We start from the raw sequence: 25,483 nt of genomic DNA, 5'->3' as shown, positions 1-25,483 counted from the left end.
CGGGAGCGGTGGCCTTACGGGTCGCACGACGGCGCGTACGGGCGGGGGCCGGGGGCACGGTCTCGGCCTCCGCAGCCGCCGCGGACTCCTCGGTCTCTGCCGGCTCCTTCGGCGCCACGACCTCCGCGGCCGCCGCCTCCGCCGGCGCACCGGCCGGAGCGGTCACCTTACGGGCCGCACGGCGGCGCGTACGGGCACGCGGGGCCTCGTCGGCCTCGGCCGGGGCGTCGGCTGCGACTGCGGCTGGGGCCGTGGCCTCGTCACCACTGCCACCAGCGGCCGCCGCAGACGACGCGTCCGCGTCGGCGGCCTCCGCCTGCGGCGCGCCCTCGGGAGCGGTGGCCTTACGGGTCGCACGACGGCGCGTACGGGCGGGGGCCGGGGGCACGGTCTCGGCCTCCGCAGCCGCCGCGGACTCCTCGGTCTCCGCCGGCTCCTTCGGCGCCACGACCTCCGCGGCCGCCGCCTCCGCCGGCGCACCGGCCGGAGCGGTCACCTTACGGGTGGCACGGCGCCGCGTACGGGCGGGCGGAGCGGCATCGGCGGCGGCCTCCACCACGGGCTCCGCGACAGGCTCGGCGGCGGCCTCGGTCCCCTCACGCCCGGCGTCGGCCGGGACCACGGTCTCCGCGGCCTCCGGCGAACCCGCCGGGGCGGTCGCCTTACGGGCGACCCGGCGCCGCGTACGGGCGGGCGGAGCGGCGGATTCGGTGTCGGATCCGGATACGGACCCACTCGCGGCGGCCATGACGGCACCGGCGGCTACGGGCTCGGAAGCGGCCTCGGCGGCGACGACGGCACCGGTCTGCTCACCGGCTATGGCCGGTACCGAGGGCGTGGTGACCTCGGCCTCGCTCACCGCGCCGGGCGGCGGACCGGCCGGGCGGGAGGCCGCGCGGCGGCGGCGCGGCGGCAGCGTGTCGCTGGGCGTGTTCTCGATGGATTCCCCGGGCACCGCGGCACGCGGCGCGGATGACCCCAGGGGCTGGACAGGTTGGGTCGGCTCAATAGGTTCGAGCATGCGGGCGTTTCTCCCGTCACGCTCCCGGGCGCCGCGCCTGCTTCCGGCCGGCCACCCGCGCACTGTGCGCGGGTGCCGCCGTCCGGGGCGCGGGCGCCGCACGGGAGCTGTCGTCTCGCTCGCCGGGACCGGATCTGCCGGGACCGGCGAAAGTCTTCTGGTCAGTGCGCCAGCCGGACCCGGGTGGCTCCCAAGTGCATCGGCGGCGCATCGACGGCGGCCCTACGCGGGACCTTCCGGCGCCATCGCGGCGGTCAGCTCGGCGGCCGTGGATGGAGCGGCCTCAGCTGCCTCGCGATCGGGCGCGAGCGGGTCGGTCACCGTGCCGGACTCCTCATCGAGCAGCCCCTGCGCCAGCCTGGTCACCGCTGCGGGGACCGGCGGCGCCAGGTCGGCCGTAGCGCGGAGACCGGACAGGACGTCGTCGGGTCGCACGGCAGGTGTCAGATGCCGTACCACCAGCCGCAGTATCGCACAGCCACCGTCGCCGGGCCTATCGGCCCGAGCCGGAAGCGTCTCCAGCCGGGCCACGGCGGCACGGGCGTCGAAGGTTCGCAACCCGTTTTTCGTCCGGCGTTCCACCTCGACCGTGTCGGCCTCCAGGAAGGCCACGACGGCCCGCTCGGCGTCCGCCGGGGCGACCTGGTCGAGCCGGATCTCCCATACGGACGCCTGAAGCCGGTCGGCGAGCCCCGAGGTGCGGGCCTCCACGGATTCGATCACATCGAGACCCGTGGGCAGCGACTCGTCGAGGACCGCCCGCAGCTGCTCGGGGTCGCGCGCCTCGGCCAGCTGGATCTCCAGGTACTCCGCCTCGCTGCCAGTGCCGGTGGGTGCGGCATTGGCGTAGGACACCTTGGGATGCGGGCTGAAGCCCGCCGAGTACGCCATCGGCACCTCGGCGCGGCGCAGCGCCCGCTCGAAGGCGCGCTGGAAGTCGCGGTGGCTGGTGAACCGGAGGCGGCCGCGCTTGGTGTAACGCAAACGGATGCGCTGCACCGCGGGTGCGGGCGGCGGGCCTTCGGGCTGTCGCTTGCCCAGGGGACTGTCTCCTTGTACTTCCTTGCGGTCGAACACCAGGGCCACGGGGGCCCTGATGTCTTCCAGCCTACTTTGTGGGCGCCGGGGGCGGCCCGGTGACGGCGGGCCGCCGGACACCGCCGGACGGCTATGCCGCCGTCCGACCAGCTACGTCGCCACCGGTCGGCTACGTCCCCGCCCGTCGGCTACGTCACCGCCATACGGCTACTTCCCCGCCATACGGCTATTTCACCGCCGTGCGGCTACTTCACCGACAGCGGCAGCAGCTTCCGCCCGGTGGGGCCGATCTGGATCTCGGTCTGCATCTGCGGGCAGACGCCACAGTCGAAGCAGGGGGTCCAGCGGCAGTCGTCCACCTCGGTCTCGTCGAGGGAGTCCTGCCAGTCCTCCCACAGCCAGTCCTTGTCGAGGCCCGAGTCGAGGTGGTCCCAGGGCAGGACCTCCTCGTAGGTGCGCTCGCGGGTGGTGTACCAGTCGACGTCGAGGCCGAAGTCGGGCAGGGTCCGCTCGGCGCACTCCATCCACCGGTCGTAGCTGAAGTGCTCGCGCCAGCCGTCGAACCGGCCGCCGTCCTCGTAGACGGCGCGGATGACCGCGCCCACCCGGCGGTCGCCGCGCGAGAGCAGGCCCTCGACGATGCCGGGCTTGCCGTCGTGGTAGCGGAAGCCGATCGAGCGGCCGTACTTCTTGTCGCCGCGGATCTTCTCGCGCAGCTTCTCCAGCCGGGCGTCGGTCTCCTCGGCGCTCAGCTGCGGGGCCCACTGGAAGGGGGTGTGCGGCTTGGGGACGAAACCGCCGATGGAGACCGTGCAGCGGATGTCGTTCTTGCCGGACACCTCACGGCCCTTGGCGATGACCCTGGTGGCCATGTCGGCGATCTGGAGCACGTCGTCGTCGGTCTCGGTGGGCAGACCGCACATGAAGTACAGCTTCACCTGCCGCCAGCCGTTGCCGTACGCGGTGGCCACCGTACGGATGAGGTCCTCTTCCGAGACCATCTTGTTGATGACCTTGCGGATGCGCTCACTGCCGCCCTCGGGGGCGAAGGTGAGACCCGAGCGGCGCCCGTTGCGGGTCAGCTCGTTGGCGAGGTCGATGTTGAAGGCGTCCACCCGGGTCGACGGGAGGGACAGGCCGATCTTGTCCTCCTCGTACCGGTCGGCGAGACCCTTGGCGATGTCGCCGATCTCGGTGTGGTCGGCGGAGGACAGCGACAGCAGGCCGACCTCCTCGAAGCCGGTGGCCTTCAGCCCCTTGTCGACCATCTCGCCGATCCCGGTGATCGACCGCTCGCGCACCGGGCGGGTGATCATGCCCGCCTGGCAGAAGCGGCAGCCCCGGGTGCAGCCGCGGAAGATCTCCACCGACATCCGCTCATGGACGGTCTCGGCCAGCGGCACCAGCGGCTGCTTGGGGTAGGGCCACTCGTCGAGGTCCATGACGGTGTGCTTGGACACCCGCCACGGCACGCCCGAGCGGTTCGGCACCACGCGCGAGATCCGCCCGTCGGGCAGGTACTCCACGTCGTAGAACTTCGGGACGTAGACGCTGCCGGTGCGGGCGAGCCGGAAGAGCAGCTCATCGCGGCCGCCCGCACGGCCCTCGGCCTTCCAGTCGCGGATGATCCCGGTCATGTCGAGCACGGCCTGCTCACCGTCGCCGATCACCGCGCAGTCGATGAAGTCGGCGATCGGCTCGGGGTTGAACGCGGCGTGGCCGCCCGCGACCACCACGGGGTGGTCCTCGGTGCGGTCCACGGCGTCCAGGGGGATGCCGGCGAGGTCCAGCGTGGTGAGCAGGTTGGTGTACCCCAGCTCGGTGGAGAAGGAGACGCCGAGGAAGTCGAACGCGGAGACCGGGCGGTGCGAATCCACGGTGAACTGCGGCACCTTGTGCTCGCGCATCAGCTCCTCGAGGTCGGGCCACACGCTGTAGGTGCGCTCGGCGAGCACGCCCTCGCGTTCGTTGAGCACCTCGTAGAGGATCATGACGCCCTGGTTGGGAAGCCCGACCTCGTAGGCGTCCGGGTACATGAGCGACCAGCGGACGTCGCAGGAGTCCCAGTCCTTGACGGTGGAATTGAGCTCACCGCCTACGTACTGGATGGGCTTCTGCACATGCGGCAGCAGGGCCTCGAGCTGTGGGAAGACCGACTCGACAGACATCGCGGACTTTCGTGAAGCTGACAGGGGTGACCCTCAAGCGTACCTGCCCCGCCGGGCGCCCTCGCCCCGGATCAGATCTCCAGGTCCCCGGATCAGATCTCCAGGCCCCCGGTCAGCTCCCCAGGTCCCCGGTCAGCTCTCCAGGTCCGCCCGGTGCTTCTTGCGCGAGGTCTCGGCCCACAGGTCCGGCAGCTCGCGCTCGCGGGCGGCCGCCCGCTCCTCCTCCCTGCCGTACAGCAGCCCGAAGGTGAAGTCGCTCTCCCCCGCCACATGGGCCTGGGTGGCCAGCTGCCGCAGCGCCTCGCGGGCCACGACGCTGTCCTGGTGGTCGCCGAGCACGTCCTGCACGGCCCGCATGCGCCGGGCGAACCGCTTGGCGGACTTGCCGAGCGCGGGCCGTGCCGTCTCGGCGGCGTAGCGCACGCGCTTGGCGGCCTTACGGGCCTGGTGGATGGCGATGTCGCGGTCCGGCCCCGGGGGCGTCTCGAGTGCGGTGGCCATACGTCCCGCCAGCCGCTCGTAGTCGCGCAGCACGGCCTTGGCGACCACCGGCGCGGCCGGCTTCGTGGCGTCGCGGCGCAGCGGCGGATCGGCCACCAGGGCGTCGAGGGTGTCCAGGAGCGTCAGATAGCGCTCGCTGTCCAGGGCGCCCAGGACGGTGGCGCGGGCGCCGTCGCGCCGCCCGTGCGACCAGTGGTGCAGCCGTTCGCGCACCGGGCCGCGCCGGAGCTCCTCCGGCAGCTCGGCGAGACGGCCTTGGAGCCGCTCGGTGAGCACCTCGCGGTCGCGTTCCACGCCGAGCTCACCGGCCAGCCACTTCAGCTCGTCGCCGATCGGATCGGTCACCGAACGGTCCAGGACCTTGCGGTAGGAGCGGAACGCGCTGCGCAGCCGGCGGGTGGCGACCCGCATCCGGTGCACCGCGTCCGGCACATCCCCGCGCACGGCCGGGTCGAGCCGCACCAGGGCGTCGATCTGACGGCGTATGTAGTCCAGGACGACGTCGTCGGCGCCGAGCGGCCGCCGGGGCTCCGACGCGGCCTGTGCGACCTGACGGGCGGTCTTCGCGGGCTTGCCGGGCTTGGCGGGCCCGCCTCCACCGCTCTCGACCGCGCCCGCGGCCCGCTCCGTCTCGGCCAGGGCCTTGGCGAGCTTGGAGGGGGTGTCGGCGCGGTGCAGACCGCCGTCGCGCAGCCGCACCTCGACCGCGTCGAGCAGCCGCTGGTCGTGGCCGCGGCCCTCGGCGAGCTCGACCTCGACCTCGGTCCACCGGGCCGGCTCGCTCTCCCCGGGCGCCAGCCGCCGGGCCGTCACACGGTCGACGGACACCTCGGCGAGCACGGTGCCGTCGGCGTCCACCAGATCCTTGCGGTCCCGCTCGGTGTGCAGATGGGCGAGCGGGCGCAGCGGCTCGTGGCGGACCCGCGAGCGCAGCAGCGTGGCCATCTCGGCGGGCACCTCGTCACCGAGCGGCGCCCGCAGCTCCTCCCGGGTGTCCGGGCCGACGGGCAGCTTCAGATGCCAGCCCTCGTCGTCGCCGCCGGTGCGGCGGCGCAAGGTGATGCCGTCGGCCAGCAGCCGCCGCCCGGGGGTGTCGTAGTAGGTGGCGTCCAGGGTGGCGACTCCCCTGCTCACCACGGTCGCGACCGGCCCCGCTCCGGTCAGTTCGGGCAGGCCCGGCAGGTCGGGTCGCCCGGCCGGACCGGCTTCCTCGGCGGTGGCCTCGTACTTCCGTTCTATCTCCTGCTTCGTGTCCACCATGTGAGTCACGTACCCAAACTCGGGCTTATCAGCCCCAAGCGGAGACGTGACGCCCGGCGGACCCTATGCGGAGACGGGCCTCTGCACCCGGATGGACTGGAGCAGTCCGATCGCGATCCATACGGCGAACATCGAGGATCCGCCGTAGGAGACGAACGGCAGCGGCAGACCGGCCACCGGCATGATGCCCAGCGTCATCCCGATGTTCTCGAACGACTGGAAGGCGAACCAGGCGATGATCCCGGCCGCGACGACGGTCCCGTACAGCTCCGTGGTGTCGCGCGCGATGCGGCAGGCGCGCCACAGCACGACCCCCAGCAGCAGGATGATCAGGCCCGCGCCGAGGAAGCCGAGCTCCTCCCCCGCGACCGTGAAGACGAAGTCGGTCTGCTGCTCGGGGACGAACTGACCGGTGGTCTGGGTGCCGTGGAAGAGCCCCTTACCGGTGAGCCCGCCCGAGCCGATCGCGATGCGCGCCTGGTTGGTGTTGTAGCCGACCCCGGCCGGGTCGAGCGCGGGGTTGGCGAAGGCGGCGAAGCGGTCGATCTGGTACTGGTCGAGGACGTGCAGCTGCCAGACGAGCAGCGCACCCACCACGGCCGTGAGGATGAGCCCCGCGATCCAGCGGTTGGACGCGCCGGAGGAGAGCAGCACGGCGAGCACGATCATCGCCATGACCATCACCGAGCCGAGGTCCGGCATCAGCAGCACGATCGCGATGGGCAGCCCGGCCAGGCCGAGCGCCTGGACGACGGTGCGGTGGTCGGGGTTGAGCCGGTCGCCCGCGTCCACGCGTGCGGCCAGCAGCATCGCCATCCCCAGGATGATCGTGATCTTGGCGAACTCACCCGGCTGGAGGGAGAATCCGCCGCCGACCACGATCCACGCGTGGGCGCCGTTGATCGTCGAGCCCAGCGGGGTGAGCACGGCGAGGACGAGGATGACGGACAGCCCGTAGAGGACCGGGACCGCGCCCCGCAGGGTGCGATGGCCCAGCCAGATGGTGCCGATGGCGAGCAGCAGCCCGATGCCGGTGTTGAGGGCGTGCCGGACCAGGAAGTAGTACGGGTCGCCCTGGTTGAGCTCGGTGCGGTTGCGGGTGGCGGAGTAGACGAGCGCCCCGCCGATCGCGGACAGGGCCAGCGCGGTGAGCAGCAGCACCCAGTCGAGGCGGCGGACGATCGAGTCGCGCGCCATGAGCTTGCTCCAGGCGCCGCGCTCCGGGGTGAAGCGGCGTACGGAGTACCCATGCGTGGACGCGCTCATGAATCAGCTCCCCGCCGCCGCTCCCGCGCGGCCGCCTCGAACTGCTTGCCGAGCGGCTGGGCCTCGATGGAGCCGTCCGACGAGATCTTCGGCAGTTCGGCCTGCGGCTGGGGCAGCAGCGCCTTCTTCTTGTCGATGCCGCCCTTGGCGTCCACCCCGTACAGCGCGTTGTAGATCTTGCGCACGGCGGGGCCGGAGGCGCCGGAGCCGGTACCACCCTGGGAGATCGTCATGACGACCGTGTAGTCCTTGGTGTACGTGGCGAACCACGAGGTGGTCTGCTTGCCGTAGACCTCCGCGGTACCGGTCTTGGCGTGCATCGGGATCTTGCTCTGCGGCCAGCCCTGGAACCGCCAGGCGGCGGTGCCCCGGGTGGCGACGCCCGCGAGCGCGCTGTCGATCTTCTCGCGGGTCTGGCCCTTCATCGGCAGCTTGCCGTGCGCCTTCGGCTTGATCTCCTGGATGTCCTTGCCGTCGGGGCTGACGATCGCCTTGCCGACGGACGGGTCGTGGAGCGTGCCGCCGTTGCTGATGGCCGCGTAGATGGTGGCCATCTGGATCGGGGTGACGAGGGTGTCGCCCTGGCCGATGGAGTAGTTCACGGAGTCACCGGCGCGCATCTTCATGCCCTCGAGGCAGTTCTCGTAGGCGATCCGCTGACCGTAGGAGCCGTCCTTCTTGCCGGTCTTGCACCAGGCGTCCTTGTTGGCCTTCCAGTAGTCCTTCTTCCACTGGCGGTCCGGGACCCGGCCGGTGACCTCGTTGGGGAGGTCGATGCCGGTCTCCTTACCGAGGCCGAACTGGTGGGCGGTCCGGTAGAACCAGTCCCCCGGCTTCTTCTTCGGCTTGTTGCCGCCGTCCTTCTTCCACTCGTCGTAGGCGATCCGGTAGAAGACGGTGTCGCAGGAGACCTCCAGCGCGCGGCCGAGGCTGATCCCGCCGTAGTTCTCGGACTCGAAGTTCTTGAAGACCTGGCTGCCGATGTTGAACGAGCTGGTGCAGGCGTAGGGGCCGTTGAAGTCGTAGCCCGCGTTGACCGCGGCGGTCGTCGGGATGACCTTGAAGATCGAGCCGGGGGCCGCCTGGCCCTGGATCGCCCGGTTGAGCAGCGGGTAGTTGGACTTCTTGCCGGTGAGCTGCTTGTAGTCCTTGCCGGAGATGCCGCCGACCCAGGCGTTGGGGTCGTACGTCGGGTTGGACGCCATGGCCACCACCCGGCCGGTCTTGGCCTCCATGACCACGACCGCGCCGGAGTCCGCCTTGTAGTTGGTGCCGGTGTTGCGGTCGTGCTGCTTGCGGGCGTCCCGCATCGCCTGGTCCAGCTCCTTCTCCGCGACGGCCTGGACCCGGGAGTCGATGCTGGTGACGACGTTGGCGCCGGGGCGGGCCCGCTGGCTCTCCCGCTGGCCGATGACCCGGCCGAGGTTGTCGACCTCGTAGCGGGTGACCCCCGCCTTGCCGCGCAGCTCGCTGTCGTACTGGCGCTCGAGGCCGTTGCTGCCGACCTGGTCGGAGCGGAGCAGGGGCGACTTGGTGTGCTCGGCCTCCTTCACCTGCTCGTCGGTGACCGGGGAGAGATAGCCGAGCACCTGGGCGGCGTTGGAGCCGGCGGGCGCGGCGTAGCGGCGCACGGCGGTGGGCTCGGCGCTGATACCGGGGAAGTCCTCTTCGCGCTCGCGGATCTGGAGCGCCTGCTTGGCGCTGGCCTCGTCGGTGATCGGGATGGGCTGGTACGGGGAGCCGTTCCAGCAGGGCTGCGGGGTCTTGGCATCGCACAGCCGGACCTTGTCCAGGACGTCCTTGGGCTTCATGCCCAGGACGTCGGCGAGGCGGGTGAGGACGGCCTTGCCGTCGTCCGGCATCTTCATCAGCTCGGTGCGGCTGGCGGAGACCACCAGACGGGTCTCGTTGTCGGCCAGCGGCACCCCGCGGGCGTCCAGTATGGAACCGCGCACGGCGGGGTGGACGACCTGCTGGACGTGGTTGTTGGCGGCTTCGGCGGTGTACTCGTCACCGTTGCGGATCTGGAGGTACCACAGGCGTCCGCCGAGGGTCAGCAGCAGCGAGAAGACCAGGATCTGGAGGCCGACGAGCCTGATGGTGACCCGGGAGGTCCGCCCGGTCTCGGGAATATTACTCATGGCGTCCCCTGAGGGCGGTGGCGGGCGACGGGCGGGCGGCGGGCGACAGGAGGGCGGTGGGCGACGGGAGGGCATTGCTCACAGGCGCTTGACCCCCTTGATGCGTGCCGTCCTGTTCTTCCCCGTGCGGGCCAGCAGCCCGCCGCGCTGGCTGCCGATCCGGGGCGCCCGGCCCGGGCGCCTGAGCCGGCTCATCCGGCCGATCCGGCCGGTGCTGACGCCGCCCGCCGTGCTGATCCAGCGGGACGGGCTCTCGCCGCCACCCGCGCTGTCGGCCATCGGATCGTTCTCACTCCGTCTGGCGAGCCCCATGATCAGCGGCACCGTGAAGGGCGCCAGCAGCAGGTCGTAGAGGGCCGCGGTGAACAGCAGCTTGCCCAGGCCCACCTGACGGGCCGCGTCGTCGCCGACGAGGATGCCGACCCCGGCGTACAGCAGCGTGGCGCCGATGGCCGCCGCCACGACCACCAGCATCGGTCCGGTGGCCGACCTGAGCTGGCCGCTCTCGGGCTTGGCGAGCCCGGCCAGATAGCCGATGACGCACAGCACCAGGGCATAGCGGCCGGCGGCGTGGTCGGCGGGCGGGGCGAAGTCGGCGAGCAGCCCCGCGCCGAAGCCGATGAGCGCGCCACCGGTGTGGCCGTAGACGAGCGCGAGGCCGAGCACGACGAGCAGCAGCAGGTCCGGCACGGCGCCGGGCAGTTGGAGGCGGGCCAGTACGCAGATCTGGACGACGAGGGCGAAGACCACCAGGCAGGTCGACAGGACGATCCGGTTGAGGTGCAGCATCGGTCAGCTCCTGTTGGCGGCCGGGCCGGTGGCGGAGGCGGAGGGGTTGGCCGTGACGGTGACCGTGGGCGTCGGCTTGGGCTTCGCGGGCTTGGGCGGGAGCACGCTGTCCCGCGGGTTGACGCGCGGCGGCTGGACGACGACCCCGACGATGTCCAGCTTGCTGAACCGGACGTACGGGCGCACCCGGAGCGTGCGGGTCAGATCGCCCCCGGTGGGATCGACGCCGACGACCTTGCCGACCGGGACCCCGGGGACGAACGGCTTGTCCGCCTGGGAGCCGAAGGTGACCATCCGGTCGCCCTTCTTGATCCGGGCCTTGCCATTGAGGAGCTGCACATGGAGCGAGCGGTCGCCGCGCCCGGTGGCGAAACCGAGCTCGCCCGATCCCTCCATACGGGTGCCGACGGTGAAGTCCGGGTCGATGGCGAGCAGCACGGTGGCCGTCGAGGAGCCGACGGTGGTGACCCGGCCGACCAGCCCGTCCCCGTTGATGACGGTCATGTCGCGGCGGATGCCGTCGCCGCTGCCCATGTCGATGGTGACGGTCCAGGAGAAGCCCTGGGCGGCGCCGATGCCGATGACCTGGGCGCCCTTGATGCCGTACTGACCGGCGCCGGCGGTCTTGAGCAGCTTGTCGAGCTCGGCGGAGCGGGCACGGTCACGGGCGTTGTTGCCGAGCCGCTGCTTGAGCTTGGTGTTCTCCTCCTCCAACCGGCGGACCCGGTCGTGCCGGTCACCGGATTCCCGTACGGCGGCGACCGCGTTGCCGACCGGGTCCACTGCGGAGGCGACGCCGTCCTCCACGGGCCCGAAGACGGAAGCGGCGGCGTGCCGGGCGCCGTCGAGGGGTGAGTCCTCGCCGCCGCGGATATCCACCGTGATCAGCGCGAACGCGATGGCGACCAGCAGCACCAGGAGCAGCCGGCTCTCTCGTGTGTCCCTCACGTGCGGCGACGTGCCTTCCTCGTCGAAGTCGGACCGCTGCGGGGGATGTGCTGACCCGGTCGGTCCTGGGGAGCCTTATGCCTGTATATCAGCGTTCCGCCGCACGGGCAGCCAACCACCCGCACGGCCGGTCCGCCGGGTTGTCATCTGCGGGGCTGGGCGTCCAGCACCTGCTGGAGCGCCTCGAACTCCTCCACGCACTTGCCGGACCCGAGTGCGACGGAGTCCAGCGGGTCCTCGGCGATGTGGATCGGCATCCCGGTCTCGCGGCGCAGCCGCTCGTCCAGGCCGCGCAGCAGCGCACCGCCGCCGGTGAGCACGATGCCGCGGTCCATGACGTCGCCGGAGAGCTCCGGGGGGCACTTGTCGAGAGTGGTCTTGACCGCGTCGACGATCGAGTTGACCGGCTCCTCCATGGCCTTGCGGACCTCGGCGGCGGAGATCACCACGGTCTTGGGGAGGCCGCTGACCAGGTCACGGCCGCGGATCTCGGTGTGCTCCTCCTCGTCGCTCTCGTACGCCGAGCCGATGGTGATCTTGATGTTCTCGGCGGTGCGCTCGCCGAGCAGCAGGCTGTACTCCTTCTTGATGTGCTGGATGATCGCGTTGTCCAGCTCATCGCCCGCCACCCGGATGGACTGCGCGGTGACGATGCCGCCCAGCGAGATGACGGCGACCTCGGTGGTGCCGCCGCCGATGTCCACGACCATGTTGCCGGTGGCCTCGTGGACCGGAAGGCCGGAGCCGATGGCCGCCGCCATGGGTTCCTCGATGATGTGCACCTGACGGGCGCCCGCCTGGGTGGACGCCTCGATGACGGCACGGCGCTCGACCCCGGTGATACCGGACGGCACACAGACGACCACTCGGGGCCGGGCGAGATACCGTCGCTTATGGATCTTGAGGATGAAGTACCGCAACATCCGCTCGGTGATCTCGAAGTCGGCGATAACGCCGTCCTTGAGCGGACGCACAGCGACGATGTTGCCAGGGGTGCGGCCGATCATCTTCTTCGCCTCGGCGCCCACGGCGAGAATTCCGCCGGTGTTGGTGTTGATGGCGACGACGGATGGCTCGTTGAGGACGATCCCGCGGCCCCTGACGTACACCAGCGTGTTGGCGGTCCCGAGGTCGACAGCCATGTCACGGCCGATGAACGACATGTTGTTCCCCATGAGGATACGTCAGGCCTTCCCTGCTGGAGCGATTGCTTGCTTGAGGTCGGCAGGATGGGTGTGCGCTGCGAGGCGCGGAAGCTTCATCGTAGTCACGCCCGCTCGAACACGCTGCGGGGGTCCTCCGCCATTGTCAGCAGAACACGACCCCGCCTCCTCTAATGGTGACGTCGTGTCGCGGAGATGCGTTCCCCCGATCGGCTCGCATATGCCGAAGGGCGGCCGGGTAATTCGGCCGCCCCCAGGTCAGCAGGGGTGTGGCAAGCAGACGATCAAACTGATGGCCGATCAGTAACGATCGGATCGGGATCAGGCGAGCCCCGGAAAGAAAATCTTGATTTCCCGTTCGGCGGACTCCGCCGAGTCGGAGGCATGGATCAGATTTTCCCGAACGATGGTGCCGAAATCGCCACGGATGGAGCCAGGCGCCGCGGCGATCGGGTCGGTCGGCCCGGCCAGCGCCCGGACGCCCTCGATCACTCGCTCCCCCTCGGCCACCAGCGCCACGACCGGGCCGGAGGCCATGAACTCCACCAGCGGCTCGTAGAACGGCTTGCCGACGTGCTCGGCGTAGTGCTGCTCGAGGACCTCACGGTCCAGCCGGCGCAGCTCGAGGGCGCTGATCGTCCAGTCCGCCTTCTTCTCGATCCGCCCCAGAATCTCGCCCACCAGTCCACGTCGGACGGCGTCGGGCTTGAGCAGGACGAGCGTGCGCTGGCTCACGGTGGGGGCTCCTTCGGGAAAAGACCTGCGGCGGGGCTGTGAGGCAGAGGCTACATGGGGGAACGAGGGCCACGTCACGCAGTGTCAGGCGAGGCGGCCGAGGACGCCGCGAACCGCGCCTTGGCCTCGTCGACCTTGCGGCCGAAATGGACCGAGGCCCACCACAGCGCGGCGAAGACCGCCCCGAGGAAGAACATGGTGGGCACCACGAAACCGCTCAGCACCAGCCCGATCTGGAGGGCCCAGCCGATCTGCACCGCACCCGGACGGCTCAGCAGCCCGCACAGCAGCACACACAGCCCCATGGCGATTCCGCTGACCGTCCAGACGGTGCCCGTGGACAGCCCGGACGTCTTCATCGCGACCAGCCCGGCGAAGCCGATCACGAAGAACTCGCCGATGAGGGTGGAAGCGCACAGCGTTCGCATATCAGCCCTTTCCCAGGAGGAGCCGGGCCTCGCCGACCGTGATCACCGACCCGGTCACCAGAACGCCCGCTCCGGCGTATTCGCCCTCTTCCTCCGCCAGGGTGATGGCGGCCTCCAGAGCGTCGTCCAGCCGCGGCTCGACCTGGACCCGGTCGGAGCCGAAGACCTCGACGGCGATCGCGGCCAGCTCGTCCGGGTCCATGGCGCGGTGGCTGGAATTGCCGGTCACCACGACCTCGGCGAAGATCGGCTCGAAGGCTTCCAGCAGACCGCGGACGTCCTTGCCGTCACTCGCCCCGACCACCCCGATCAGCCGGCTGAAGTCGAAGGACTCGGTGACCGCCGCCGCGGCGGCACGGGCGCCCGCGGGGTTGTGCGCGGCGTCCAGCACCACGGTGGGGCTGCGGCGCACGACCTCCATCCGGCCGGGCGAGGTCACGGAGGCGAAGGCGGAGCGGATGGTGTCGATGTCGAGCGGACGGGCGTGCTGGGAGCCGACGCCGAAGAACGCCTCCACGGCCGCCAGCGCCATCGCCGCGTTGTGCGCCTGGTGGGCGCCGTGCAGCGGGAGGAAGACATCGGTGTACTCCCCGCCGAGGCCGCGCAGGGTCAGCAGCTGACCGCCGACCGCCACCTCCCGGGACAGCACACCGAACTCCATGCCCTCACGGGCGACCGTGGCGTCCACCTCGACCGCGCGCTTGAGCACCACCGAGGCGGCCTCCACCGGCTGCTGCGCGAGCACCACGGTGGCGTCCTGCTTCACTATCCCGGCCTTCTCGACGGCGATCTGCTCCGGAGTGGTGCCGAGCCGGTCGGTGTGGTCCAGCGAGATCGGCATGATCACCGCGACGCCCGCGTCGATCACATTGGTGGCGTCCCAGGAGCCGCCCATGCCGACCTCGACCACCGCGATGTCGACCGGCGCGTCCGCGAAGGCCGCGTACGCCATTCCGGTGAGCACCTCGAAGAAGGACAGCCGGTGCTCCTGCTGGGCGTCGACCATCTCGATGTACGGCCGGATGTCCTGGTACGTCTCGATGAACCGCTCGGCGGAGATCGGCGCCCCGTCCAGGCTGATCCGCTCGGTGATCGACTGGACATGGGGGCTGGTGTAGCGGCCGGTGCGCAGCTCGAAGGCGCCCAGCAGCGACTCGATCATGCGGGCGGTGCTGGTCTTGCCGTTCGTACCGGTGATGTGGATCGACGGATAGGCCCGCTGCGGCGAGCCGAGGATGTCCATCAGCGACTCGATCCGCACCAGCGACGGGTCCAGCTTGGTCTCCGGCCAGCGCCGGGCCAGCTCGCCCTCCACCTCCCGCAGGGCGCGGTCCACCTCGGGGTCGGCCGGGCGGGCCGGGATGCCGTCCCCCTGCGGCGGCCCGGACTGCGCACGCAGCGTCCGGCTGCCGGCCTCGATCACCGCCAGATCGGGGTCGCGGTCGGTCTCGGCTCCGATGATCTCTTCGAACTCATCGGACTCGTTCTGGGGGCGCTCCTCGCTCACGCCGACCAGTCTACGAGGGAGGGGTGACAACCCGGCCCAGCGCCATCCCCACGGTCACGAGCCGGTATCGGCCAATGCCGCCTTCATCATCGACTTGGCGATCGGCCCCGCAAGACCGCCGCCGGAGATGTCGGCGCGGGCCGCGTCGCTGTCCTCGACCACCACCGCGACCGCGACCTTGTGGCCGCCGCCGGCGTCCGCGTAACTGATGAACCACGCGTACGGATTGGCACTGTTGTTCTCACCGTGCTGGGCGGTGCCGGTCTTGCCGCCCACCGTCACCCCGGGGATCTTCGCGTTGGTCCCGGTGCCCTGGTCGACGACCGTCCGCATCGCGGACTGGAGCTCGGACGCGGTGTGCTCGGACATCGCCCGGCTGTAGGTCTTGGCCGAGGTCCGGTCCAGGGCGGACGCGCTGCCGTCCGTGGTCCGGTCGACCTCGTACGGGGTCATCAGCTTGCCGTCGTTCGCGATGGCCGAGGAGACCATCGCCATCTGGAGCGGAGTGGCCGTCACATCGAACTGCCCCATACCGGTCAGGGCCGTCTGCGAGTCGTTCATCCCGCTCGGGTAGGTGCTCTTCGCGGCGCGCACCGGGATGTCCAGCTTGGCATCGTCGAAGCCCAGCTTCTTGGCCTCCGCCGCCACCTTGGACTGGCCGAGGTCCACGGCCATCTTCGCGAAGACCGTATTGCACGAGTACTGCAAAGCGGTGCGTATGTTCGCGTTCTCGCAGGGCGCCGACCTGTTCTCGTTGTGCATGTCGGTGACCGTGCCCGGCAGCCGGTACGGATCCGGGCTCTTGGTCGGCTCGTCCACCGACGAGTACAGCCCGTTCTCCAGCGCCGCGGCGGCGACCAGGACCTTGAAGGTCGAGCCCGGCGGGTACGTCTGGCGCAGCGCGCGGTTCAGCATCGGCTGCTTGTCGTCCTTCTGGAGCGCGGTCCACGCCTTCTGGTCCTCCGTGGAGGAGCCCGCGAAGGTGCCGGGGTCGTACGAGGGGGTGCTGGCCAGGCCCAGGACGGCGCCGCTGGTGGGGTCGATCGCCACGGCCGCGCCGGTCTTGTTCCCCAGCCCCTCGTAGGCGGCCTTCTGCACGGCGGGGTTGATCGTGGTGATCACGTCGCCGGGCTTGGACCGCTCCCGCGTCACCGCCTCGAGCGGGTTCTTCAGCCGGCTGTCGGAGCCGTCGAGCACCTGCCGCTCCAGGGCCTCCACCTGAGTGCTGCCGTAGGACTGGGAGGCGTAGCCGGTGATCGGCGCCCAGAGCTTCCCGTCCGGGTAGGTGCGCTTGTACTTCAGGTCGCCCTTGGTGGCGGCCGAGCCGGTGACCGGCTTGCCGCCGGCGATGATGTCGCCCAGCGGCCCGGCGTACTCGGAGATCGCCACCCGGGCGTTGCGCGGGTCTTCCCGGAGACTCTCGCCTCTCGCCAACTGCACATAGGTGGTCCAGGCGAGCAGGGCCAGGACGAGCAGCAGCGAGAACACCGATGCCCTTCTCAGCGGCTTGTTCATGGAGGGGGAGCTCCTTCCGGGACGTACGGCCGGATAACTCCCTGAAGGCAGTGTTTGGTTCCCGGTGGGGCATTGCTGTGTGGTGCCTGTGAGGCGTCTGTGGGGCTTCTCCGGGGCGCCTGTGGCACATCGCACACACCGGTCGCGCCGCGGCGCCCCTGCCGGATTCCGGCGGGGGCGCCGCGGTGCGACCGGTGCTCCTCGGTGGTCGGCCCTTGGCCCTCGGTGGTCAGCCCTTGGTCCTCGGTGGTCAGCCCTTGGGGAGGGCCGCCAACTGGGCGGTGATCCGGGCGATATCGGCATCGGCGGTCGCCTGCCGGGTGCGGATCTTCTCCACGACATGGTCGGGGGCCTTGGCCAGGAAGCCCTCGTTGGACAGCTTCGCGGTCGTCTGCGCCTTGTCCTTCTCGGCCGCGGCGAGGTCCTTGGCCAGCCGCTTGCGCTCGGCCTCGACGTCGATCGCGCCGGACAGGTCCAGGGCCACGGTCGCGCCCGCCACCGGCAGCGACGCGGTGGCCGTGAAGTCCTCACCGGCCGGCTGGAGGCGCAGCAGGGAGCGCATCGCGTCCTCATGGGCGGCCAGCGAGGTGCCGGAGAGCTCGAGCCGGGCCGGGACCCGCTGACCGGGCTGGAGGCCCTGGTCGGCGCGGAACCGGCGGACCTCGGTGACCACCTGCTGGAGGTTCTCGATCTCCCGCTCGGCCGCCTCGTCCCGGAAACCGCTGTCGCCCGGCCAGTCCGCGATGACGACGGACTCCTGGCCGGTCAGCGAGGTCCACAGCTTCTCGGTGACGAACGGGACCACCGGGTGCAGCAGCCGCAGCGTGACGTCCAGGACTTCGCCGAGGACGCGCCGCGCGGCGTCGGCCTCCGCGCCGCCCTTGGCGAAGGTGGTCTTGGACAGCTCGACGTACCAGTCGAAGACCTCGTCCCACGCGAAGTGGTAGAGGACGTCGGAGAGCTTGGCGAACTGGTAGTCCTCGTAGTACGCGTCGACCTCGGCGACCACCGCGTTCAGCCGGGACAGGATCCAGCGGTCGGTGGCCGACAGCCGCTCGGGGGCGGGCAGTTCGCCCTCGACCGTGGCGCCGTTCATCAGCGCGAAGCGGGTCGCGTTCCAGATCTTGTTGGCGAAGTTGCGGGACGCCTGGACCCAGTCCTCGCCGATCGGGACGTCCACGCCGGGGTTGGCGCCCCGGGCCAGGGTGAAGCGGACCGCGTCGGAGCCGTACTGGTCCATCCAGTCCAGGGGATTGACGACATTGCCGAACGCCTTCGACATCTTCTTGCCGTTCTCGTCCCGCACCATGCCGTGCAACGCGATGGTGTGGAACGGCGGGGTGCCGTCCATCGCGTACAGGCCGAACATCATCATCCGGGCGACCCAGAAGAAGAGGATGTCGTAGCCGGTGACCAGGACCGAGTTCGGATAGAACTTCTCCAGACTCTCGGTCCGATCGGGCCAGCCGAGCGTGGAGAACGGCCACAGGCCGGAGGAGAACCAGGTGTCCAGGACATCGGTCTCCTGGTGCCAGCCCTCGCCGCTCGGCGGCTGCTCGTCCGGTCCGACGCAGACGACCTCGCCGTTCGGCCCGTACCAGACCGGGATCCGGTGGCCCCACCACAGCTGGCGCGAGATGCACCAGTCGTGGAGGTTGTCGACCCAGTCGAAGTAGCGCTTCGACATGTCCTCCGGGTGGATCTTCACCCGGCCGTCACGGACCGCGTCGCCCGCGGCCTTGGCCAGCGGGCCGACCTTGACCCACCACTGCATGGACAGCCGCGGCTCGATGGTGGTCTTGCAGCGCGAGCAGTGGCCCACGGAGTGGGTGTACGGGCGCTTCTCGGCCACGATCCGGCCCTCGGCGCGCAGCGCGCCGACGACGGCGCTGCGCGCCTCCAGCCGGTCCAGACCCTGGAAGGGACCGTGGGCGGTGATGACCGCGTGCTCGTCCATGACGGTCAGGTTCGGCAGGCCGTGCCGCTGACCGATCTCGAAGTCGTTGGGGTCGTGGGCCGGGGTGACCTTGACCGCGCCGGTCCCGAACTCGGGGTCGACGTGCTCGTCGGCGACGACCGGGATCCGGCGGCCGGTGAGCGGCAGTTCGATCTCGGTGCCGACCAGGTGGCGGTAGCGCTCGTCGTCGGGGTGGACGGCGACCGCGGTGTCGCCCAGCATCGTCTCGGCGCGGGTCGTCGCGACGACAATGGAAGTGCCCGCCCGTCGCCCGCCACCACCCTCAACCGAGGCGCTGCGCGCCGCCCCTTCTTCCAGGTCGCCGTACCGGATCGAGACGAGCTCGCCGTCATCGTCGTCGTACTCCACCTCGATGTCCGAGATGGCCGTAAGACAGCGCGGGCACCAGTTGATGATGCGCTCGGCGCGGTAGATCAGCTCGTCCTCGTAGAGCCGCTTGAAGATCGTCTGGACGGCCTTGGAGAGCCCCTCGTCCATGGTGAAGCGCTCGCGGTTCCAGGCCACGCCGTCGCCCAGGCGCCGCATCTGGCCGGAGATCTGCCCGCCGGACTCGCTCTTCCACTGCCAGACGCGCTCGACGAACGCCTCGCGGCCCAGGTCGTGGCGGGAGACGCCCTCCTTGGCCAGCTCGCGCTCGACCACGTTCTGCGTGGCGATACCGGCGTGGTCCATCCCCGGCTGCCAGAGCGTCTCAAAGCCCTGCATTCGCTTGCGCCGGGTGAGCGCATCGATGATCGTGTGCTCGAAGGCATGGCCCAAGTGGAGCGAGCCGGTCACATTGGGGGGCGGGATGACGATGGTGTAGGGCTCTTTGTCGCTCTTCGCGTCCGCCTCGAAGTAACCGCGCTCTACCCAGCGCTCGTACAGCGGCCCCTCTACATCGGCCGGCGCGTACTGGGTCGGCAGTTCGGGGTGGCTGTTCGGCCCGCTCGCGGGGCGCTGCGAAGAGTTCTCGGTCACGCCCGCAGTCTAAAGGGCCGCGGCCTTCCGTTACGAACCCGTTGTGGCCCCGGCGCCGAGGCGCCCGAGGGCGTCGGGAAGGATGTTTGGTACCTGTCATGCGCATAAGGAGAGGCACATGAGCCATCAGCAGCCGCCGCCGCAGCCCGGCCCCTATGGGGGCCAGCCAGGGCCGTACGGCGCCGGTCAGCCTCCCGTGCCCAATCCGTACGCGCAGCAGCCCGGTCCCTACGGACAGCCGCCGCAGCCGCCCCAGCCCGGCTACGGCTACCCCGGGCAGCCGCAGGGCCAGCCGAACCCCTACGGACAGCCGCCGAACCCGTACGGCCAGCCGCCCCAGCAGGCCCCCGCGCCCCAGCAGGGCCCGGGCTACTACGGCGGGCCCCAGACGCCGCCGCCCCCGGGGCCGGCGGCCGGTGGCAACGGTAAGGGCAGGAAGGTGGGTCTCGCGGTCGGCGCGGTGGTGGTCGTGGCGGCGCTGGGGGCGGGGGCGTTCGCGCTGTTCGGCGGCGGCAGCGGCGGCCCGTACAAGCTGACCACGCCCGAGACCGTGGCCTCGGACTACGAGCGCCAGGGCTCGGGCACGGACGACAGCGATCTGTCCGCGGCGGGCCGGAAGGACCTCCAGCAGGTGCCGGTGGTCAAGGACCCGCATCTGGTGGCGGCCGACTACCAGACCTCCGGTAAGGAGATGCTGAAGTTCACCGGCGTATGGGGCGAGGTGACCGACCCGGAGCGGGGCGCGGACCTCGCGCTGGCGGTCATCGTCAAGACGCTCCAGGACAACGGCACCGCGCAGGCCAAGGGCAGTCCCCAGACGTTCTCCCCGGACGGTTTCGACGGGGACGTTTTGAAGTGCCAGTCCATGAAGTTCACCTCGGATCAGGGATCCATGGAGGCCCCCGCGTGCGTCTGGGGCGACAAGGACACCCTGGGCGTCACGGTCATGGCGGATCCGGCGGCCGCGGTGCTCGGTGGTGGCATGTCCCTTGAGGACGCCGCCGGCATCACGGCCAAGGTGCGCAAGGACGCGCGCGTCGAGGTCGAGGGCTAGCCCGCGGTCGGCGCACAGCAACACAACAGCACGATTTCTAACGAGGGATACAGATGAGCTACAACCAGCCGGGCCCCTACGGCCAGCAGCCCCAACAGCCGGGTCCCTACGGGCAGGGTGGAGCGGCCGGCCAGCCCGGCTACGGCTACCCGCAGCAGCCGGGTCAGCCGGGTCCCTACGGACAGCCGCAGCAGCCGCCCCAGCCCGGCTACGGCTATCCCGGGCAGCCGCAGGGCCAGCCGGGCCCCTACGGCCAGCAGCCGAACCCGTACGCCCAGCAGCAGCCGTACGGCCAGCCGGGCATGCCGGGGCCGTACCAGCCGGGCCCGGGCCAGGGCGGCGGCAACAAGAAGGGCCTGGCGATCGCGATCGGCGCGGTGGTCGTGGTGGCCGCGGTCGTCGGCGGTGTCCTGATGTTCAAGGGCGGGGACGACAGCGGTGGCGGCGGTAAGGTCGCCGACGACGGCAAGCGGTACAAGCTCACCACCCCCGCGACGGTGGCCGGCGACTACACCAAGAGCTCCTCCGGCGGGGGCGGGCTCACCTCCTCGGACGCGGATGACTTCGAGAAGTTCGGCGTCACCAACCCCAAGACCGAGAGCGCCGAGTACAAGTCCGGCGAGGGCATGAGCGCCAAGCAGTTGCAGCTCAACGGCGTCTGGGGCGAGGTGAAGGACCCCGAGGCGGTCGTCGACGGCGCCTTCTCGAAGATCGCGCAAGAGGCCGAGAAGGACCCCTCCACCAGCAATGGGATGAAGGCCGAGCTCGTGGGCGACCCCGAGACCGTGACGCCCAGCGGCTTCGAGAACGCCGTGATGAAGTGCCAGAACACCAAGTTCACCCCGACCGGGGACTCCGGCTCCAGCGGCATACCCACCAAGGGCTTCTCGATCCCGATCTGCATGTGGGGCGACAACAGCACGGTGGCCTATGTGGTCGTCTCCGACGCGGCCGCGGCGCTGTCCGGCAAGAGCATGTCGCTCGACGAGGCCGGTGAGATCACCGCGAAGGTCCGCACCGACGCGCGCGTGGAGATCAAGTAGCCGAGCGGGCCGCGCAGTCCACAGGCCACAGCCGATCCGGAGGGGGACCCCCACAGCCATGAGCCACAACCAGCCACCGCCGCCGGGGCCCTACGGCGGCGGACCCGGCCCGTACGGGGGCGCCCAGCCCCATCCGTACGGCGGGGGGCAGCAGCAGCCCGCGGGGCCCAACCCGTACGCGCAGACACCGGGGTACGGCTATCCGCAGGCGCAGCCCCCGCAGGGCTACGGCTACCCGCAGCAGGCGGGTCCCTACGGCCAGCCGCCCTACCCCGCGCCGCCCGCGGCCGGCGGGGGCGGCAACCGCACCAAGATCATCGCGGTGACGGTGGCCGGGCTCGTGGTGGTGGGCGCGATCGTCACCGGCGCCGTGGTGCTGTCCGGCGGTGACGACGGCCCGAAGGCGATGAAGCTGGTCACGCCCAAGGAGCTCGCCGACGGCACCTACACGCTGGACAAGGGCACGGACGACCTCGACAACGAGGGCACCAGCGTGCAGGGCAGCATGCCCGAGGGCGCGACCTCGGTCCTGGCCCAGTACAAGCGGTCGGACGACGACAATTCGGGGCTCGCCTTCTCCGGTATGTACGGCGACATCAGCGACCCGGACACGGTCCGCGACGAGATGTTCAAGGGCTTCGCGGGCGGCGACGGCTCCCCCACGGTGGAGCGGAAGCGCAAGCGGTTCCAGCCGAAGGGCGCTGACGGCCCGTCGGTGGAGTGCGAGGTGGTCAAGCTCTACGACCGGATCTACGCCCCGGCCTGCGTCTGGGCGGAGGAGACGGACGCGGCGATGGTGCTCGACGTCAACGCGGAGAACACCTCGGCGTCCGACGCCGACATGGAGTCCTTCGCCAAGGTGACCGCGGGCATCTACCAGGACACCCGCAAGCCCGCCTGAACCGCCCGCAAAGCGGCCACAGGGCGCGTACGACACGAAGAGGGCCCCGGGGGACCGGGGCCCTCTTCGTATGCCCTCAGCGGGGCGGCTACGCATCCGGCCGCCAGGGGGCGGCTACGCGTGCGGGTGCGGCTATGCGCTCTTCTCGTGCCGCTCGCCCGGCTCGGTGCCGCGGGTGCGGGGCACCAGCGTGGGGTTCACATTGGAGTGCACGACGTCCTCGGTGATGACGACGCGGGCCACGTCCTTGCGGGAGGGCACCTCGTACATCGCCGACATCAGCACCTCCTCGATGATCGCGCGCAGGCCCCGGGCCCCGGTGCCGCGCAGGATCGCCTGGTCGGCGATGGCCTCCAGGGCCGGGCGGTCGAAGTCCAGCTCCACCCCGTCGAGTTCGAACAGCCGCTGGTACTGCTTCACCAGGGCGTTCCGCGGCTCGACCAGGATTTGCAGCAGCGCCTCGCGGTCGAGGTTGTGGACGGAGGTGATGACCGGGAGACGGCCGATGAATTCCGGGATCATTCCGAACTTCACCAGGTCCTCGGGCATGACCTCCTGGAACTGGTCGCTCGCCTCGATCTCGCGCTTGGAGCGGATCGTGGCGCCGAAACCGATGCCCTTGGCGCCCGCCCGCGCCTCGATGATCTTCTCCAGACCGGCGAAGGCGCCGCCCACGATGAACAGCACATTCGTGGTGTCGATCTGGATGAACTCCTGGTGCGGGTGTTTCCGGCCGCCCTGCGGCGGCACCGACGCCGTGGTCCCTTCCAGGATCTTCAGCAGCGCCTGCTGAACGCCCTCGCCGGACACATCGCGGGTGATCGAGGGGTTCTCGCTCTTGCGGGCCACCTTGTCGATCTCGTCGATGTAGATGATGCCCGTCTCGGCCTTCTTGACGTCGTAGTCGGCGGCCTGGATCAGCTTGAGGAGGATGTTCTCCACGTCCTCGCCGACATAGCCCGCCTCGGTGAGCGCGGTGGCGTCGGCGATGGCGAAGGGCACGTTGAGCATCCGGGCGAGGGTCTGCGCGAGCAGGGTCTTGCCGGAGCCGGTGGGGCCGAGCAGCAGGATGTTGGACTTGGCCAACTCGATGCCGTCGTCCCGGTTGTGGCCGCCGTTCTCGCCCGCCTGGACCCGCTTGTAGTGGTTGTAGACGGCGACCGAGAGCGCCTTCTTGGCGGCCTCCTGGCCGACCACATAGCCCTCGAGGAATTCATAGATCTCGCGCGGCTTGGGGAGTTCCTCCCAGCGCACTTCGGAGGTCTCGGCGAGCTCCTCCTCGATGATCTCGTTGCAGAGATCGATGCATTCATCGCAGATGTACACGCCCGGGCCCGCGATGAGCTTCTTCACCTGCTTCTGGCTCTTCCCGCAGAACGAGCACTTGAGCAGGTCGCCGCCGTCACCGATGCGTGCCACGAGGTGCTTCCCCTTCGCCTTGGATCCGCTTTGCTCCGCGGAACCGGGTGCTTGCGCTGCGCTTTCTGCTTCTTTCCCGTGGGCCGGGGCCCTCAGCCCTCTATGACGGTACCTTGCCGGGCCCCCGGTTCGGGCCCCCCTTGGACCTACTCGGTCCAAGGGGGGTGTTTCCACCGAAGATTCAGCCGAGACCGACCGAGGTCTTACGGGTGGAGACGATCTGGTCCACAAGACCGTACGCCAGGGACTCCTCGGCCGTGAGGATCTTGTCCCGCTCGATGTCGTCGCGGATCTTCTCGATGGGCGTCGTGGAGTGCTTGGCCAGCATCTCCTCGAGCTGCGAACGCATCCGCAGGATCTCGTTGGCCGCGATCTCCAGGTCGGAGACCTGACCGCGCCCGGTCTCACTGTACGGCTGGTGGATCAGGATCCGGGCATTGGGCAGGGCCATCCGCTTGCCCGGCGTACCGGCGGCGAGCAGCACGGCCGCGGCGGACGCCGCCTGGCCCATGCACACCGTCTGGATGTCGGGCTTGACGAACTGCATCGTGTCGTAGATGGCGGTCAGCGCGGTGAACGAGCCGCCGGGAGAGTTGATGTAGACCGAAATGTCACGGTCCGGGTCCATCGACTCCAGGCACAGCAGCTGCGCCATGACGTCGTTGGCCGAGGCGTCGTCGATCTGGACACCCAGGAAGATCACGCGCTCTTCGAAGAGCTTGGCGTACGGGTCGTACTCGCGGATGCCCTGGGAGGTGCGCTCGACGAAGCGCGGAACGACATAGCGGGATTCGGCCATCGGGCCGGTGTACAGGCCGCTGCCGGGGAAGTTGCTCATCTGGGTCTTCACCATCCTGTGGCGATCTGAGGGCTGGAGGTCGGCTACGGGACGGCGGGCCTCAGGCCCCGGTGCCGCCCCCGCCCGGAACGCTGGAGGCGGACGTCATGACGTCGTCGACCAGGCCGTACTCCTTGGCCTCGTCGGCGGAGAACCAGCGGTCGCGGTCGGAGTCACGGACGATCTGCTCAACCGTCTGACCGGTGTGGAAGGCGGTCAGCTCGGCCATGCGCTTCTTGGTGTGCAGCAGCCGCTCGGCGTGGATCTTGATGTCCGAGGCGGAACCCGCCAGACCCGCGGAGGGCTGGTGGATCAGGATCTCGGCGTTGGGGAGCGCGAAGCGCTTGCCCGGGGTCCCCGCGCTCAGCAGGAACTGACCCATGGAGGCGGCGAGGCCCATCGCGATGGTGACCACGTCGTTCTGGATGTACTGCATGGTGTCGTAGATCGCCATGCCCGCCGAGATCGAGCCGCCCGGGGAGTTGATGTAGAGGTAAATGTCCTTTTCAGGATCGGCGGCGAGCAGGAGCAGCTGAGCCGTGATCTTGTTGGCGATGTCGTCGTCGACCGGCTGGCCGAGGAAGATGATCCGCTCGCCGAGCAGCCGGTTGTAGACCTGGTCGCCGAGGCCACCGACGGTCGGCTCGCCGGCGGCGGAAGGCATGGTATTCGTCACGTATCCACCTGCTCGTCTCTGACGGCTAACTGGCCGTCTCAGCGTCTTCTTCTGGGGTGTGGGAGCCTGGCCGCCGATGTGGTCGGCGGGCTCGCGAGACTCCCCTGCCCTCGTATCTACGGACCCTAACGCGC

19 protein-coding genes and 1 pseudogene are annotated in these 25,483 nt (G+C 70.3%); 3 read left to right on the top strand and 17 right to left on the bottom strand.

The genetic code is table 11. The features are described from left to right. The 14 genes and pseudogenes from ABD329_RS35175 to ABD329_RS35110 all read right to left on the bottom strand — a co-directional run. Positions 1-955, bottom strand: a pseudogene (locus tag ABD329_RS35175) (ribonuclease E/G); the annotation flags it as partial. A gap of 288 nt (positions 956-1,243) precedes the next feature. Then, positions 1,244-2,020, bottom strand: coding sequence for a TIGR03936 family radical SAM-associated protein (locus tag ABD329_RS35170; RefSeq protein WP_198275459.1), 777 nt, complete (start codon positions 2,018-2,020; stop codon positions 1,244-1,246). A 284-nt stretch (positions 2,021-2,304) separates the two neighbouring features. After that, positions 2,305-4,227 (bottom strand): TIGR03960 family B12-binding radical SAM protein, encoded by a 1,923-nt coding sequence (locus ABD329_RS35165; RefSeq protein ID WP_198275455.1) that lies wholly within the window; start codon positions 4,225-4,227, stop codon positions 2,305-2,307. Between the two features lie 132 nt (positions 4,228-4,359). Beyond that, positions 4,360-5,988 (bottom strand): CYTH and CHAD domain-containing protein, encoded by a 1,629-nt coding sequence (locus tag ABD329_RS35160; protein WP_198275454.1) that lies wholly within the window; start codon positions 5,986-5,988, stop codon positions 4,360-4,362. Positions 5,989-6,051: 63 nt separating this feature from the next. Next, a complete protein-coding gene (gene rodA, locus ABD329_RS35155; protein WP_198275453.1) occupies positions 6,052-7,254 on the bottom strand; it encodes a rod shape-determining protein RodA in 1,203 nt (400 codons plus the stop codon). Continuing rightward, entirely contained in the window at positions 7,251-9,395 is a 2,145-nt protein-coding gene (gene mrdA / locus ABD329_RS35150) for a penicillin-binding protein 2 (RefSeq protein WP_198275452.1), read from the bottom strand. The genes rodA and mrdA overlap by 4 nt, the downstream gene beginning before the upstream one ends. Positions 9,396-9,473: 78 nt before the next feature. Beyond that, positions 9,474-10,181, bottom strand: a complete 708-nt coding sequence (mreD, locus tag ABD329_RS35145; RefSeq protein WP_138916133.1) for a rod shape-determining protein MreD — start codon at positions 10,179-10,181, stop codon at positions 9,474-9,476. 6 nt (positions 10,182-10,187) lie between these two features. Further along, positions 10,188-11,132: a rod shape-determining protein MreC gene (mreC, locus tag ABD329_RS35140; protein ID WP_198275451.1), complete on the bottom strand. Its 945-nt coding sequence runs from the start codon at positions 11,130-11,132 to the stop codon at positions 10,188-10,190. Positions 11,133-11,275: 143 nt separating this feature from the next. Continuing rightward, positions 11,276-12,295, bottom strand: coding sequence for a rod shape-determining protein (locus ABD329_RS35135; RefSeq protein WP_198275458.1), 1,020 nt, complete (start codon positions 12,293-12,295; stop codon positions 11,276-11,278). Between the two features lie 321 nt (positions 12,296-12,616). Further along, positions 12,617-13,030 carry a nucleoside-diphosphate kinase gene (gene ndk, locus ABD329_RS35130; RefSeq protein WP_198275450.1) on the bottom strand — a complete coding sequence of 138 codons (414 nt, stop codon included), beginning with the start codon at positions 13,028-13,030 and terminating at the stop codon, positions 12,617-12,619. 74 nt (positions 13,031-13,104) lie between these two features. Next, positions 13,105-13,458 carry a DUF4233 domain-containing protein gene (locus ABD329_RS35125; RefSeq protein ID WP_037945949.1) on the bottom strand — a complete coding sequence of 118 codons (354 nt, stop codon included), beginning with the start codon at positions 13,456-13,458 and terminating at the stop codon, positions 13,105-13,107. Position 13,459: 1 nt separating this feature from the next. Then, entirely contained in the window at positions 13,460-14,965 is a 1,506-nt protein-coding gene (gene folC / locus ABD329_RS35120; protein WP_198275449.1) for a bifunctional tetrahydrofolate synthase/dihydrofolate synthase, read from the bottom strand. Positions 14,966-15,019: 54 nt separating this feature from the next. Further along, positions 15,020-16,480 (bottom strand): peptidoglycan D,D-transpeptidase FtsI family protein, encoded by a 1,461-nt coding sequence (locus ABD329_RS35115; RefSeq protein ID WP_198275448.1) that lies wholly within the window; start codon positions 16,478-16,480, stop codon positions 15,020-15,022. A 250-nt stretch (positions 16,481-16,730) separates the two neighbouring features. After that, positions 16,731-19,418: a valine--tRNA ligase gene (locus tag ABD329_RS35110; RefSeq protein ID WP_198275447.1), complete on the bottom strand. Its 2,688-nt coding sequence runs from the start codon at positions 19,416-19,418 to the stop codon at positions 16,731-16,733. Positions 19,419-19,536: 118 nt separating this feature from the next. Here ABD329_RS35110 and ABD329_RS35105 point away from each other — a divergent pair, with 118 nt between their 5' ends. The 3 genes from ABD329_RS35105 to ABD329_RS35095 are packed head-to-tail and all read left to right on the top strand — an operon-like array spanning position 19,537 to position 22,416. Continuing rightward, positions 19,537-20,472, top strand: coding sequence for a hypothetical protein (locus tag ABD329_RS35105; RefSeq protein ID WP_198275446.1), 936 nt, complete (start codon positions 19,537-19,539; stop codon positions 20,470-20,472). Positions 20,473-20,525: 53 nt separating this feature from the next. Beyond that, positions 20,526-21,515: a hypothetical protein gene (locus ABD329_RS35100; protein ID WP_198275445.1), complete on the top strand. Its 990-nt coding sequence runs from the start codon at positions 20,526-20,528 to the stop codon at positions 21,513-21,515. A 58-nt stretch (positions 21,516-21,573) separates the two neighbouring features. Continuing rightward, a complete protein-coding gene (locus ABD329_RS35095) occupies positions 21,574-22,416 on the top strand; it encodes a hypothetical protein (RefSeq protein ID WP_198275444.1) in 843 nt (280 codons plus the stop codon). Positions 22,417-22,548: 132 nt separating this feature from the next. Here ABD329_RS35095 and clpX read toward each other — a convergent pair whose 3' ends face one another. The 3 genes from clpX to ABD329_RS35080 form a co-directional block, all read right to left on the bottom strand. Beyond that, positions 22,549-23,835, bottom strand: a complete 1,287-nt coding sequence (gene clpX, locus ABD329_RS35090; protein WP_037945935.1) for an ATP-dependent Clp protease ATP-binding subunit ClpX — start codon at positions 23,833-23,835, stop codon at positions 22,549-22,551. Positions 23,836-24,016: 181 nt separating this feature from the next. Then, positions 24,017-24,673 carry an ATP-dependent Clp protease proteolytic subunit gene (locus tag ABD329_RS35085; RefSeq protein WP_037945933.1) on the bottom strand — a complete coding sequence of 219 codons (657 nt, stop codon included), beginning with the start codon at positions 24,671-24,673 and terminating at the stop codon, positions 24,017-24,019. 61 nt (positions 24,674-24,734) lie between these two features. After that, positions 24,735-25,337 (bottom strand): ATP-dependent Clp protease proteolytic subunit, encoded by a 603-nt coding sequence (locus tag ABD329_RS35080; protein WP_171072767.1) that lies wholly within the window; start codon positions 25,335-25,337, stop codon positions 24,735-24,737. Positions 25,338-25,483 lie beyond the last annotated feature (146 nt).

It is taken from the genome of Streptomyces javensis (genome assembly GCF_039525925.1).
Taxonomy (GTDB): domain Bacteria; phylum Actinomycetota; class Actinomycetes; order Streptomycetales; family Streptomycetaceae; genus Streptomyces; species Streptomyces asiaticus.
Note: the sequence above shows the minus strand (reverse complement) of the source record. Positions and strands in the feature narration are given on the sequence as shown.

Bases quoted from the DNA above. Each gene is read 5' to 3' on its own strand.
- ABD329_RS35135 (WP_198275458.1), bottom strand. From the start codon at position 12,295: ATGTCGTTCATCGGCCGTGACATGGCTGTCGACCTCGGGACCGCCAAC.
- ABD329_RS35080 (WP_171072767.1), bottom strand. From the start codon at position 25,337: ATGCCTTCCGCCGCCGGCGAGCCGACCGTCGGTGGCCTCGGCGACCAG.
- ABD329_RS35105 (WP_198275446.1), top strand. From the start codon at position 19,537: ATGAGCCATCAGCAGCCGCCGCCGCAGCCCGGCCCCTATGGGGGCCAG.
- ABD329_RS35165 (WP_198275455.1), bottom strand. From the start codon at position 4,227: ATGTCTGTCGAGTCGGTCTTCCCACAGCTCGAGGCCCTGCTGCCGCAT.
- ABD329_RS35160 (WP_198275454.1), bottom strand. From the start codon at position 5,988: ATGGTGGACACGAAGCAGGAGATAGAACGGAAGTACGAGGCCACCGCC.
- ABD329_RS35115 (WP_198275448.1), bottom strand. From the start codon at position 16,480: ATGAACAAGCCGCTGAGAAGGGCATCGGTGTTCTCGCTGCTGCTCGTC.
- rodA (WP_198275453.1), bottom strand. From the start codon at position 7,254: ATGAGCGCGTCCACGCATGGGTACTCCGTACGCCGCTTCACCCCGGAG.
- mrdA (WP_198275452.1), bottom strand. From the start codon at position 9,395: ATGAGTAATATTCCCGAGACCGGGCGGACCTCCCGGGTCACCATCAGG.
- ABD329_RS35100 (WP_198275445.1), top strand. From the start codon at position 20,526: ATGAGCTACAACCAGCCGGGCCCCTACGGCCAGCAGCCCCAACAGCCG.
- ABD329_RS35095 (WP_198275444.1), top strand. From the start codon at position 21,574: ATGAGCCACAACCAGCCACCGCCGCCGGGGCCCTACGGCGGCGGACCC.
- ABD329_RS35085 (WP_037945933.1), bottom strand. From the start codon at position 24,673: ATGAGCAACTTCCCCGGCAGCGGCCTGTACACCGGCCCGATGGCCGAA.
- ABD329_RS35125 (WP_037945949.1), bottom strand. From the start codon at position 13,458: ATGCGAACGCTGTGCGCTTCCACCCTCATCGGCGAGTTCTTCGTGATC.